The 13,027-nt window shown below is 48.0% G+C and carries 10 protein-coding genes; 3 read left to right on the forward strand and 7 right to left on the reverse strand.

The features are described from left to right. Window positions 1-29: 29 nt before the first annotated feature. The 3 genes from AB6805_RS24810 to AB6805_RS24820 form a co-directional block, all read right to left on the reverse strand. Window positions 30-1,067: a FecR domain-containing protein gene (locus AB6805_RS24810; RefSeq protein ID WP_370912151.1), complete on the reverse strand. Its 1,038-nt coding sequence runs from the start codon at window positions 1,065-1,067 to the stop codon at window positions 30-32. A 72-nt stretch (window positions 1,068-1,139) separates the two neighbouring features. Then, window positions 1,140-1,694 (reverse strand): sigma-70 family RNA polymerase sigma factor, encoded by a 555-nt coding sequence (locus AB6805_RS24815; protein ID WP_370912152.1) that lies wholly within the window; start codon window positions 1,692-1,694, stop codon window positions 1,140-1,142. Between the two features lie 222 nt (window positions 1,695-1,916). After that, the gene (locus AB6805_RS24820) at window positions 1,917-2,270 is read right to left on the reverse strand and encodes a winged helix-turn-helix transcriptional regulator (protein WP_370912153.1); all 354 of its coding nucleotides are present in this window, start codon (window positions 2,268-2,270) and stop codon (window positions 1,917-1,919) included. A gap of 112 nt (window positions 2,271-2,382) precedes the next feature. Here AB6805_RS24820 and AB6805_RS24825 point away from each other — a divergent pair, with 112 nt between their 5' ends. Next, window positions 2,383-2,796: a carboxymuconolactone decarboxylase family protein gene (locus tag AB6805_RS24825; protein ID WP_370912154.1), complete on the forward strand. Its 414-nt coding sequence runs from the start codon at window positions 2,383-2,385 to the stop codon at window positions 2,794-2,796. A 181-nt stretch (window positions 2,797-2,977) separates the two neighbouring features. Next, window positions 2,978-5,314, forward strand: coding sequence for a TonB-dependent siderophore receptor (locus tag AB6805_RS24830; RefSeq protein ID WP_370912155.1), 2,337 nt, complete (start codon window positions 2,978-2,980; stop codon window positions 5,312-5,314). An 81-nt stretch (window positions 5,315-5,395) separates the two neighbouring features. On the opposite strand, the gene AB6805_RS24835 is transcribed toward AB6805_RS24830, so the two are convergent. Next, a complete protein-coding gene (locus AB6805_RS24835) occupies window positions 5,396-7,147 on the reverse strand; it encodes a DUF4157 domain-containing protein (protein WP_370912156.1) in 1,752 nt (583 codons plus the stop codon). A gap of 168 nt (window positions 7,148-7,315) precedes the next feature. Between AB6805_RS24835 and AB6805_RS24840 the strand changes: the two genes are divergently transcribed. Continuing rightward, window positions 7,316-8,155 carry an alpha/beta fold hydrolase gene (locus AB6805_RS24840; protein WP_370912157.1) on the forward strand — a complete coding sequence of 280 codons (840 nt, stop codon included), beginning with the start codon at window positions 7,316-7,318 and terminating at the stop codon, window positions 8,153-8,155. 6 nt (window positions 8,156-8,161) lie between these two features. On the opposite strand, the gene AB6805_RS24845 is transcribed toward AB6805_RS24840, so the two are convergent. The 3 genes from AB6805_RS24845 to AB6805_RS24855 all read right to left on the reverse strand — a co-directional run. Further along, on the reverse strand, window positions 8,162-9,136 hold the full coding sequence (locus AB6805_RS24845; protein WP_370912158.1) for a hypothetical protein: 975 nt from the start codon (window positions 9,134-9,136) through the stop codon (window positions 8,162-8,164). A 161-nt stretch (window positions 9,137-9,297) separates the two neighbouring features. After that, window positions 9,298-10,239, reverse strand: coding sequence for a PorP/SprF family type IX secretion system membrane protein (locus AB6805_RS24850; RefSeq protein ID WP_370912159.1), 942 nt, complete (start codon window positions 10,237-10,239; stop codon window positions 9,298-9,300). Beyond that, window positions 10,226-13,027: MBG domain-containing protein (locus AB6805_RS24855; RefSeq protein WP_370912160.1), on the reverse strand; the 2,802-nt coding region annotated here is incomplete at its 5' end. The genes AB6805_RS24850 and AB6805_RS24855, both read right to left, overlap by 14 nt.

The following is a 13,027-nucleotide window of genomic DNA, read 5'->3' on the forward strand; positions in this document are numbered from 1 at the left end:
TTTGTGGAATAGAACTGTAATTTGTTGAATTATTTCTTCTTAATAATAAATCCGCTATCGTTCCGGATAAGCTTCAGATTATTGGGAAGCGTTAAATCGGTCAGTATCTTCACCAGTGAGTCCGTCTTTTCAAACTTACCATCGAAATAAATTTCCGTCACATCCGACGGATAATAATAGATGGCTACGCCATAATAGTTGCTCAGCTGATCGAGGACCTGTGCCATTGGTTGATTATTGAATTTATACCAGTCCGGCTTTGCACTGCTCGTGCCGTTGTTTCCTGCTTTTACTAATATATCCGTGCCCGTAGTATTGAAGTCTGCTACGATGGATTTCCCTGTTTTGCGGTAATACCGGAGCTCTTTGCCTGGTGTAAGTACTACCTTTTTATTATTGGCGGCACCCTGTATCAATACTTTACCGGTGTTGAGCCTTACGGTGATCATATCTTCCGCCGGGATTGCTTTCACATGAAAAAAGGTGCCCAGAACGGTGGTATTCAGTTCGCTGCTATACACAACGAAGGGATGTAATTTATCGGCTACTACGGTAAAATCTGCTTCTCCTGAGAGATATATGTTCCTGTTTTCCCTGAACTGTTTATCATATACTATGCTGGCCGCCGGGAACAGCTGTATCACGGATCCATCCGGCAGTACGGTGGTGATGGTTTTGTCGCTGTTGTTTTCCGCGCGTTCCTGTTGTTCCCGCGGAATAGATGGCGTTGCTGCGGAAGCAACGGTTGTTTCCTTTCGATGGTCACGGTTTACCAGTAACAAGCTTGCGCCTATCAGCACGCCGGCAGTTATTGCCGCAACGGCCACCCGTTTCGCCCATTTCATACGGCTATTGGCAGATGCACTTTGGCGGTGGATATTTTTCAGCCACTGTTGGGAAACAGTTTCCGGAAAATTACCATCGTCCTGTATTTGCAGGAATTCTTCTTCCGGCAGATATTTCTCCAGTACTTCCGGATGCTCCCGGAGATACGAGGCTACCTCACGGGCTTCTGCCGGTGTGCATTGATTGCTAAAGAACCGCGCCAGTAATTCGTCATTTATCATGTTATGTACGGCTGATAGATAAGTAATACGTTCGTGAAAGGCCAACTACTTAGTCGGAATGGAAAAATATTTTCAAAACGGGAAAAAGCAGGCTACAAGGGATAGCAGCAGCCCGAGATAATGCTTTATTTGCCTGATGGCCTGGAAGATGTGTGACTCTACTGTTCTGGACGACAAGGAAAGTTCATGCGCTATTTGCTGGTAGCTCATGCCTTTAAAACGGCTCATTTCAAATACTTTGCGGCGCATAGGCGGCATTTCCTCCAATGCGTGGGCCAGTTTATGCTGCAGTTCCTTTTCGGCGAGCTTGCCCCAGAGGTCATCCGCCGGCAGGGTATACCGCTCAATCACGTGGATCACCTTTTCCTTGTACACGGTTTCCTTCCGGAGAAAGTCGATCAGGGTAGTGCGGGCAATCCGGAACAGCTGAAGCTGCACGTCGAGATCCTCTGCCAGGCTTTCCCGGTAGTTCCAGAATTTGATGAATGTAAGCTGTACTACCTCCTCTGCGATGAAAGAAGACTTTGTTTTCCGGAGAATAAAATAGTAGATCCTTTTGTGGCTGGAATAATATACTTCATTAAATACCAAAAGGTTACCTTGTTTCAAAGCAGCTATAGTATTCACAACGTGGCGTTTTACTACGGCAATTTAAATAAATAAAAGCGGGATTTCCTATAAAAGGATGATAAGGAGGGAATCGAAGGTAATGGAGCAGCTCCCGGAAAGTCCTGCCCGATATAACAGCGGAGGAGTTATGCTGGTAATGCTGGCGCCAGTGTTAAAAAGGTAGTGACCATAGAAAAGGAAGGAGAGAATGTAGAGATAAAATTGAAGAAGACTTTATAATTACTTTGGCGGATACTCAATGCCGGCTTCCTGGATCAGCTCATATCCGTACTTCATAATATGTTCAATCACCGGTATTGCTTTCAACCCTTTTGAAGTAATCGCATATTCAACTTTAGGCGGCACAACCGGGTAAACGGTCCGCTTGATCAATCCCTTTTCCTCCAGTTCCTTCAGTTGGCTTGCCAGCATTTTATGAGTGATATGCGGAATATCTTTTTTTAATTCTCCGTACCTGAGCACATTGGACTGAAGACGCCAGAGTATCGGCATTTTCCAGGTGCCGCCAATATGCTTCAGTGCAAATTCCATTGGGGTATAGTAGAGCGTCTTATCATGAAAAAATTCAGGCATGAGTAAAAAGTTGAATGTCAACACACTTTCGTTTTTGTAAGTATATCACATAAAAGTGCATATCGTCTATTGAAGTGATGGTATTTTAATTTGCGCCAAAATTATAGATAATATGGATTACATAAAAATTTCAAAAGAAGCGGTTGGCTATTTATATAAATCTCATGCAACGTTGAGACAGTCGGAGATAGATGTTAAATTAATCGCCCTTGCAGAACTGCGGGTATCTCAAATAAATGGTTGTGCCTATTGCTGCAGTTTTCATGCTAATGAGCTCCGCGAGTTTGGATATGACCAGCGTTTACTCGACAAATTACCCGGATGGAAACTTTCTTCCTCATTTGATGCCAGGCAGAAATCAGTATTACAATGGGCTGAAGCCATCACACAGTTGCACGGTGATTTAACCGGCTACCAGCGGGATCTTGAAAGTCATTTTTCCACAAAGGAAATAGTAGATTTGACCACCAGTATTTCGCTGATGAATGCTTTAAACCGGCTTCGTATATCATTGGGAGATCATTAACTAATATGCACTTGATAAGATATTTCCGTGACAACGGTCACTTAAATGGAAGTTCCCAATTGCGTAAAAACTATTCCGGATACGCGTGGGTTGCCGCTGCGTATTTGTCCATTTTTGCGGACAAAAAATAACAATGATCTCCAAAATATTTGCCTTTGCTATCTTTTTATTGACATTATTTATGAATGGTATTTCAGCGCAAAGCATTAACCCTGGCGCTTTAAAGGGCACGGTGTATACATCCGACAAGAAAGCGGCTGCCTATGTAACTGTTGTAATGAAAGAAGCCAGGCGCAGCGTGTTAACAGATGAAACGGGGAGTTTCCAGATAAACCGGATCCTGCCCGGCAGCTATGAGTTGGTGATTTCTCTCATGGGTTATGAAACATTGCAACGGAGTATTACCATTCGCCCGGGCAGTACAGAAACTATTTTCCTGCAATTACAGGTATCGGAAAAACAACTCGCCGAGGTAAACGTTACTTCCGGCAGGAACCGGTTTGTCAAAACACAAAGCGTCTTCGCGGCTAAGATGCCATTGAACAATCTCGAAAACCCACAGGTGTATACAACGGTAACACAGGCTTTATTACAGGACCAGCTGAATGTTGTTTATGCAGATGCACTGAAAAATGTTCCTGGCGTTATCATGCAACTGGAGAATAACAGTGCAGGCGGTACGGTTACTTCCCGTGGCTTTGCCACACAGTCATTTCTCCGCAACGGCGTGCCAGGTATTATTGGCGGCGGTACACTGGACCCCGCCAATATCGAAAGCATTGAAGCGATAAAAGGGCCCTCCGGCGCCCTGTTTGGTTCCAGCCTGGTATCGTTTGGCGGCTTGTTTAACCGCGTCACAAAAAAACCGCTCGACACCTTTCAAACCCGCATAGGCTACACCGGTGGAGGATTTGGGCTCAGCCGGTTTGAGGCAGATGTGAATGTACCCGTTGACAAGGCACACCGGGTATTGGCAAGAGTAAATGCCGCCCAGTATGCAGAAGGCAGTTTCCAGGATGCCGGCTTTAAGAATTATTTTTTCCTGGCCCCGGTGGTTACTTATCAGCTGTCAGAAAAAACAAAGCTGACAGTGGAAGCGGAGTACAAGAAGGAAAAGGCAAACAGCTTTTACCGGCTTTTCGTTGATGGAAGCTATAATAGCGGCGTGCGGAGTCCCGAAGCGCTGAACATGGATTTTAAAAGGCGGTTCAGCAACGACGACCTTTTTGTAACCACCACCAATACCAACTTCTTTGCAGAGCTGCAGCACCGTTTTTCAGATGTATGGCAAGCCCGCGCCACCTATACCTATCTCACTTCGCAGGCCGGCGGGGCAACTGGCTATTTAAGTATGAAAGCAGGGAATGATTCGCTCAGCCGCAACATGACCTATACGGAATATACGAATAGCTATGCCACCGACTTTCAATATAATCTGACAGGCGATTTTAAAATAGGCCGCCTGCGAAACCGCCTGCTGGTTGGAACGGATATCTATTCGGCAACTACCAGGTCCAGTTCACCCGGAACAGTTGTCTTTGATGTGGTAAGCGTAACCAAGCCAGGGGCAGCGTATTCCGCCCTGAACCGGCTGGCGTTACAGGACAGGATAAAGGGCCTCGCATATACCCGCACCAAAGCCGTGCAAAATATGTATAGTGTATATGTGCAGGATGTACTCAATATTACAGAGCAGCTTATAGCCATGGCTAGTGTCCGCGTGGACTATTTCGACAATCCCGGCACAAAGAATCTGACCAGGGACACTACTACGGGCAAGTACAACCAAACGGCAGTATCGCCAAAATTCGGACTTGTTTACCAGATCATAACAGATCAGCTTTCCCTGTTTGGTAACTACAGCAATGGATTTCAAAATGTAGCACCTGTGCTGCAGCCCGATGGCACTACCAGCAATTTCAAGCCGAGCCAGGCCAATCAATGGGAGGGAGGTGTTAAAGCCGGGTTGGCGAATGGTAAATTAGCAGGAAGCCTGGGCTATTACTCCATCCGCGTGTCGGATGTTACCCGTCCGGATGCTCCGGAGCGTCCGGCCTTTACCGTCCAGAATGGTATGCAGTACAGCAAAGGAATTGAGGGGGAAATTACGGCCATGCCTTTCCACGGATTACATATCGTGGCGGGGTATGCGTATAACGACAGCAAGCTTAAGAAAAGCAGTCCGGCCCTGGAAGGCTTCCGGCCAGGTAGTGCCGGCCCCCGCAACCTGGCTAACTTCTGGCTGAGCTACCGCGTGCCCGCCGGTCAGCTGAAAGGATTGGGGATAGGCTTCGGAGGCAATTATGCAGACGATAATATTGTGGATGTAAGCACCACTTCGCTTTATACTCTGCCCGCTTTTACCACGCTTAATGCTTCCCTCAGCTATGAACAACCGCGTTACCGCGTTATTGTAAAGGCCGATAACCTGAATAATGAAAAATATTGGGTGGGATGGGCAACGACGATTCCGCAAATGCCGTTCCGTTTAAGCGCTGCCGGGTATCTCAAATTTTAAATGCTGAATGATGCAATGGGAACATCTTCGAATAGCGAAAGTGTTCCCATTGCCGGAGGAATTTGTTTTTCCAAAACAGTGCTATGGATGCGGCGGCATTGGCGTATGCGTACCAATCGGCCTGATGGTCCACCAAACGGTATACAGCCGGCTGTTCATGGCCCATTTGTTAAAGGCCGTTTTTTGCATGAACAGGAATCTTTTCTTAATCCGCGCTCTGAGGCTTTCGCTGGCGGAGGCATTGTTATATCTATCCGATAACAGGTTCAATCTGCGTACGAAATCCACTTCTTCGTCGTAGATGATCATGGCTAACTGGTGGTCCGGGTTTAATGCCGCTTCATTATCACCATGACCATCATCTTCTTCTTCTACTTCCTTCTCTTTTCTCGTTTTCTTCTTTCTCTCGTTGCTGATCTGATTCAGCTGTTCCCGGACTGATACTGCTTTTACAAAGGGAAAGCATCTTTCCGGAATAACAATTTCCCCACCTCCGGACATGATATAATAGCATAATTCGTCGCCATATTCCTTATCGAGGATATCCACATGATTACTCTCCTCGTTAGGTGATTTTCTCGCCGCAATGCCTGACTTGATATATATAGCAACAAAGCTGTCGCCATATACGACGCCGCTCACGACGGTAGCAAGCTTCTTTTTCCCTACATGTGATACGTAAAACCCAGGTCCTTTGCCTATATGATTGGCGGAATCTATTTTTTCCACTGCGGGCCCGTTCGCCACGAGGCTCTCTACGTTTGCATGTTCAGTTTCGTGGATGCCGAGCTTTTTCAGTCCCCGGAAAGTCTCGGGGAAATTTTCCCATCCAAACTCTTCAGGCGTCTGACGGCGTTGGCGTTGCTGGGATACCTGCGGCACCTGGACAAATGAAAAGTTCTGGGCGCCCGGGAAATCTTCAGGTCCAAATCCCTCGTCCTCTCCTAATTCTTCTTCATTTCCTCCATCCTTTTTCTCTTTTTCTTCTTTTTCATCTGCTGATGATTCTGCCTCCAGGTCTTCAATTATATTACCAACCTGGATATCATCGCTGTTAAGTAACCGGATCAGTCTTACCAGTTCTGTCTTTTCATTTTCTTTCAGTGGCTTGGTTACCCCAAAATGCGGATGCCAGCCCATGGCAAGCTTCAGGTCATCCAGTTTGGACGACCCTGTAACGTCTACACCGTTGATCAGCATCAGTTGGGCGGTGGGAACAGTTAAAGCAGGCGCCTGTTTTTTGAAATCTTTATAGGGTACGGCTGCGGGATCTTTTGCAAGCTGTACGGCCTTATGGCCCATTTCGTCAGCTTCTTTTTCCAGGCCAGCATCATCATTGATGTTTACCTTGCCTTTCAACTGCGTAGTTGGACTTACTCTTCCCTGTTTTTGCTGCACAACATGCCAGGCTTCATGTGGCAGATGCTTTTCCTGACCAGGCGCCAGATGTATGTCCGTTCCCCGGGCAAAAGCGTGCGCCTGTAGTTGTGAAGGCTGATGGGAATTGTAATGTACGTTTACATCATCCATTGCATAACCCGACAAATTTTCAATACCTGATTTAAGACTATCGGGCAAACCGGTGTTATTCGATTTTAATTGAAACGGCTTTATATCTGCCTGCCTGTTTTCATCATTTCTGGTTGCCCCCCGGAATAACTGAACGGCTGTTGAGTTCATTTGCAGAGGAACCTCTTCCTCCTCGTCTTTTTTTAAAGATTTTTTTTGAAGCGGCTGAACGGCTGGCCTTGATATTCCTGAAATGCTGTGATGGTGTGCAGCGGCTGAGGGAGAGGAGTGTATCGCTCCGGTATTAAGGTTTTCATGTGACATAATGTGAGGGATTGGATTATATCATAGCTTGTAATTTACATTATTTGATTTATAAAATGATGCAAATTGGTTTGAAATCCTGACAAGGGTTTTACTGCAACGCTGCCTGCAGTTTAGATGGGTATAGTCTTTGCGCCGGATGTAAAGGTTAACTTAAAAAAGAAGATCATGCAGCTGATGTCTCACATACCGGCGCCGGCCGGAGTATTCAAATTTCAGGGTCAGGAAATACGATTTGGGGTGCTGGGAACAGGCGCGCCACTTGTACTGCTTCACGGAACCCCTTTTTCTTCCGTGGTATGGCGGCGTATTGGTTCCTGGCTGGCAGAACACAGGCAGGTATTTTATTATGATCTTCCCGGTTACGGATATTCAGAAAAAAAAGAAGGGCAGGATGTATCGCTTGGTATTCAAAATAAAGTTTTCGCTGCATTGCTGCAACATTGGGGCCTGGACCGGCCTGATATCGTGGCGCATGACTTTGGCGGCACCACCGCATTGCGGACGCACTTGCTCGACGGCAGGGATTATCGCTCGCTGACCCTGATTGATCCGGTGGCAATAGGCCCGTCGGGCTCTCCATTTGTACAGGCGGCAAAGAATCATCCGGAAGTTTTTACGGAGCTTCCCGCTTATATTCATGAAGCGATCCTTCGCGCATATATCAACGGTGCTGCATTTCATCCGCTTCCTGAAGATGTAATGCAGTTATACCTGCAACCCTGGTTGGGAGAAACAGGTCAGGCAGCTTTCTACCGGCAGATCGCACAGATGAGCGATCAATATACCGACGAAATAGAAAACCGTTTTTCTGAAATCCGTTGCCCGGTAACGATTTTATGGGATGAAGATGACCAGTGGATACCTTTGGACCGCGGAAAGGAGCTGAGCAAACGTATCGGAAACGCCCACCTTCATGTAGTGCCCCAGGCAAAACACCTTGTCCAGGAAGATGCGCCTGAGGCTATTATTGCAACGGTTCTAGGTTTTTTACCAACGGCCGGATGAAGATAGCTATCTGATCACTAACCCGGTTATTCCGCCGATGATGTCATTCAACCCTGCCGGCTTTTCATTTTTCCAATAGGTGGCTTTGCCATCAAGATAGCCGGCTACATAAACATCGTTTCCTGCCACCGCAATTACATTTACGCCGGCGCCGGCTTCTTCTTTTCCATCGGTCAGCCTCACTGCTTTCCCGTTCTTCCAGCAAACAATGATATTTGCGCCGGCCTCATTTCTGTCGATCCCCGCCACGTATACTTCATTACCGGACACCGTAATGGCATTTGCCCTGCAGCCATCCGGAAGCATCACCGGCTCACCGTTTTTCCAATACATGGCCACTTCCTTTCCGGCTTCATCAATTTTAAAACCCGCCACGTAAATATCGTTGCCGGATATGGCAATGGCATGTGCTTCCGCGCTCGTTTTTCCGTCCGACAGCGCTATCGCATTTCCATTTTTCCAGCAGGTGGCAACATATTCACCCTGGTCATTTGCCTGGTAGCCGGCGATATACACATCGCCGCCGCCCAGCACAATGCCGTGCAGTTTTGTGTCTTTACCCAGTGAGGCGGCTACGCCGTTTTTCCAATACACCGCATCGCTGCCATTGTTTCCAATCACATGCACATCCGGACCGGATACACTGATACCAACAGCTTTCGAATATGTTTCCCCGTTAGCGAGCGTTACAGCTTTGCCGTTTTTCCAATAAGTGGCAACCGGCTCCCCGGCAGTGTTATATTCATGACCGGCTACATACTCGTCATTGCCTGATACCGCAATGGCGGCAGCTCCCGCCTGTGTTTTGCCATCCGTTAGCCGGATCGTTTTTCCATTGTTCCAGTAAGTGAGACCAGGGTCTTTACCGGAATAATCATCATATACCATTAACATAGCAGGGGAAGACTGGGCATTAACAGTAGAGGTAGCGGTTAACAGCAATAGCAGCGCGCCAGCCAGCGGGTTAATTTTTTTGATCATGTTTTACTTTTTACAATGTTCCGTTTAATGTTCCTGAAGATGGGGTATCATCAGGATGCTAAATAGCGGCTTAAGATACGATTTTTTATATACAAAGGAGAGGGGATTGTATCAAAAGCATTTTGATACAATCCCCTTTTTTCCAGGTATTACTGCAAGTCTTATCTGAAAAGATGAACCACCAGGTTTACTTCAAATGTTCCATTGGTGTAATTACGTAAGCCTGCCGTCTGCGAGTTGTAGATTAGCTGGAATCCGGCTATGGACCTGTAGTTTACGCCCACACCTGCACTAAAGCTTTTCGAGGAGTGGTACAGGGCGAACGCATTCAGTTGTTGTTGCAGGAAGATGAAATTAGCGCCGGCATCAATAATATTATCATATCCTTTCACGCCGCGCATACACACCTTCGGTTCTATTGAATTGAGCTGTCCTGCCATTTCAAATTTATAACCGGCTGCAGCGAAGTACAACGCGCGGTCTATTCCATCATCCTCGGCTTTGTTTTTAACAAAGCTTACCAGGTTGGGTACAGATCCCTGCAGGGTAAGTCCTTTACGGGTATAGGCCATACCGAAGTCTCCTTCAAAATAATTATCCCTTCTGTTGAATGCATTGATATAGGTGTCGGTTACATCGCCGTTGATCCCTTTGGTATCCAGCCTGCGGTTTACAAATGCGGCCGACAAACCAAAATGCAATACACTCACACCGCTCAAACTCAGTGGCAGGTGGTATGCATAAGTGAATGCCACTTTTGTACTGTTGATTAAACCAGCTTTGTCGTTAAAGATATTCATGCCAATGCCTACACGTTTTCCCAGCATATAGTCGGCCGTAAGGGCTTTGGCCACCGGTGCGCCAGGTATATCCGACGACTGGCGCTGATAAGCCATGTATACATGTAACCCGGTGTCGATCCCTGCCATCGCGGCATTGGCCATGTACTGATCCAGGAAGTATTGCGCCGCCAGTGGCTCATACATCATGGTTGGATTGCCTGCAGTTTGTGCGCCTGCATATTGACTGCCGAGAGCGAAAGCTCCCAGCAGTGCGATATATCTCACATACTTTTTCATGGTCGTTTGCTTAGTAATTTGCATTGACAATAGTGATAAACCCTTTAAACTTCGGCACGTTATTGCCGAGATCAATGATATAATAATAGGTGCCTTCTGCCAGTCGCTGGCCATTTACCGTACCATTCCAGTTGTTGGTATAGCCACGCTGATGGAATATCATGCGCCCTGAACGGTCAAATATCCTGACTTCATTTTGCGGATACATATCGATATTCTTTACCACCCACAGGTCGTTTTTGCCGTCGCCGTTCGGCGTAAGGATATTAGTGGCTTCCAGCTTATAATCTTCTTTAACGGTAATCGTAATCTCCTTCGTAACGCTACAACCACCGGTACCGGTGATGGTTACCTGGTAGTTGGTGGTAGCTGCCGGGCGGGCTATGGGCGATGCTGTATTGGCATCATTCAATCCTGTGGCAGGAGACCATGCGTAGGTATTGCCGCCGGAAGCAGTAAGACTGATCGTTTCTCCCTTGCTGATGGTGGTGTTGCCATTTGCGCGTACTTCACCCGCCGGCAATGGATTTACGGTTACTGACACTGCTGCGGAGAGCACACCGATGTTGTTGTCGTATATCGCTTTGGCGGTGTAGCTGCCACTTTCATTTACTGTCAGCGACCGGCCCGTCGCGCCAGGTATCAGGATGCCATTGCGGTACCATTCATGGGTGGTAGCGCTGCTGGATTGTAACGTCACGGTATTGGGTGCGCAGAAAGTGGTACTGCCCTGCGCGGTGATTACCGGTGCGGTCCATGCGGTAACGATAATGGTTTGTGTGATCGTTTGGGCAGGTTCGTAGTTACTGTTGCCCGGTTGAGACGCGCTGATGTTAGCGGTGCCGGCTGTTCCCACATGCGCCGTATTACCATTGATACTAATGGCAGCGCTGTTGTCGCTGCTAAGCGTAACCGGCAGTCCGGAGCTGGCAGTAGCAGTAAGAATGAAATCAGGATCTCCCTGGTTCTTATTACCTGTTGCAAGGAAGGTAATTTGCTGCTGTGCCCGGGCAATTGTCAGCTGACCATTGGTAAAGGTGATGTTATAGTTGCTGGCCGTAAAACCTGAAGGCGTAATGATATAAGTGCCTGCATTAATGGCTCCCTGCGATGTGCCTGTGTAAACCAGCGTACCGGTTAAACTGGTTGCGCCGTCGCCATTCACTAATCCCGTATAGTCTACCCCGTTACCACCTGTATAGCTGCTGCCGGTATAGGTCCGTACTTCATTCCTGGCTTTAATGGTCAGCGCAGCTTTGGCAATGTTGAATGTTTGCGTTGCCTGCGTGGCCGGCGAGTAGTTGCCGTTGCCAGCCTGATCGGCCGCAATGGTTACACTGCCTGCGCCGGTAATGGTAACGGTGTTGCCACTGATAGTAGCCGGACCGCTTACCACGCTGTAGCTCACCGCTAACGCACTGGTGCTGGTGGCGCCGAGTGTAAAGGCCGCGTCGCCATATGTTTTGTTAGTGATAGCCGGGAACGTGATGGTTTGCGGCGCCAGTCCAACCGTTAAGCTGCCATTTACAGTAGAGAAGGTATAATTGGTCGCTGTCAACGGAGTTATATCCACAGTAATAGGATATGCCCCTGGCAAGCTGCTGTTATCAGCACTGGTGCTGAGTCCTGGCGTACCATTCACCACACTGCTGTTTTCATTATTTACAAATCCGGCAATGGTATAAGTGAGCGGCGGATTATTAGCGCCGTATACTTTCTGCTTATCATCCGCAGTTACGGTCAGCGTGGCCGGTGTTACCTGGAATGACTGGCTTACCGCTGCTGCTGCCGTGTAATTGGCGTCACCTGCCTGTGTAGCGCTTATAGTTACATTGCCCGCGCCGGTGATGGTAACAGTGTTACCGCTCACGGTAGCTGGGCCGGCGGTTACAGCGTAAGTTACTGTCAATCCTGCATCGCTGGTAGCGCTGAGCGTAAAGGCCGCATCGCCGTATGTTTTACCAGTGATAGCCGGGAAGCTGATAGTTTGAGATGCCTTTGTAATAGTAAGCGATCCATTGGCAAAGTTAAAGTCGTAGTTAGCGGCTGTTAACGTACCGGCACTCACTGTAATCGGATAAACGCCGGGCGCGTTGTTGATATCGGCGGTATGGGTGATGGCGGCATCGCCACTTACTACACTGCTGTTTTCACCGTTTACAAAACCGGTGATGGTATAATCCGGTGTTGGATTAGTTTGTTTGTACGCCCTGTTTTTATCATTAGCCGTTACCGTTAGTATGGCTTTGGCAACGTTGAATGTTTGCGTTGCCTGCGTGGCCGGTGAGTAGTTGCCGTTGCCAGCCTGATCGGCCGCAATGGTTACACTGCCCGTGCCGGTAATGGTAACGGTATTGCCGCTGATGGTAGCCGGACCGCTTACCACGCTGTAGCTCACCGCTAACATACTGCTACTGGTGGCACCGAGTGTAAACGCCGCATCACCGTATGTTTTATTAGCGATAGCCGGGAACGTGATGGTCTGCGAGGTCAGCCCAACGGTTAAGGTACCATTCACCGGTGTGAAGATGTAATTGGCCGCTGTGAGCGGAGTTACATTCACGGTGATAGGATATGCACCTGGTGCGCTACTGTTATTCGCACTGGTGCTGAGTCCTGGCGCACCATTCACCACACTGCTGTTTTCACTGTTTACAAATCCGGCAATGGTGTAAGTGAGCGGCGGATTATTAGTGCCGTATACTTTCTGTTTATCATCCGCGGTTACGGTCAGTGTGGCCGGCGCTACCTGGAACGACTGGCTCACCGCTGCTGCCGCCGTGTAATTGGCGTCACCTGCCTGTGTAGCGCT

It is taken from the genome of Chitinophaga sp. RCC_12 (assembly GCF_041360695.1).
GTDB lineage: Bacteria > Bacteroidota > Bacteroidia > Chitinophagales > Chitinophagaceae > Chitinophaga.

Bases quoted from the DNA above. Each gene is read 5' to 3' on its own strand.
- AB6805_RS24845 (WP_370912158.1), bottom strand. From the start codon at position 9,136: ATGATCAAAAAAATTAACCCGCTGGCTGGCGCGCTGCTATTGCTGTTA.
- AB6805_RS24820 (WP_370912153.1), bottom strand. From the start codon at position 2,270: ATGCCTGAATTTTTTCATGATAAGACGCTCTACTATACCCCAATGGAA.
- AB6805_RS24850 (WP_370912159.1), bottom strand. From the start codon at position 10,239: ATGCAAATTACTAAGCAAACGACCATGAAAAAGTATGTGAGATATATC.
- AB6805_RS24840 (WP_370912157.1), top strand. From the start codon at position 7,316: ATGCAGCTGATGTCTCACATACCGGCGCCGGCCGGAGTATTCAAATTT.
- AB6805_RS24830 (WP_370912155.1), top strand. From the start codon at position 2,978: ATGAATGGTATTTCAGCGCAAAGCATTAACCCTGGCGCTTTAAAGGGC.
- AB6805_RS24835 (WP_370912156.1), bottom strand. From the start codon at position 7,147: ATGTCACATGAAAACCTTAATACCGGAGCGATACACTCCTCTCCCTCA.
- AB6805_RS24810 (WP_370912151.1), bottom strand. From the start codon at position 1,067: ATGATAAATGACGAATTACTGGCGCGGTTCTTTAGCAATCAATGCACA.
- AB6805_RS24825 (WP_370912154.1), top strand. From the start codon at position 2,383: ATGGATTACATAAAAATTTCAAAAGAAGCGGTTGGCTATTTATATAAA.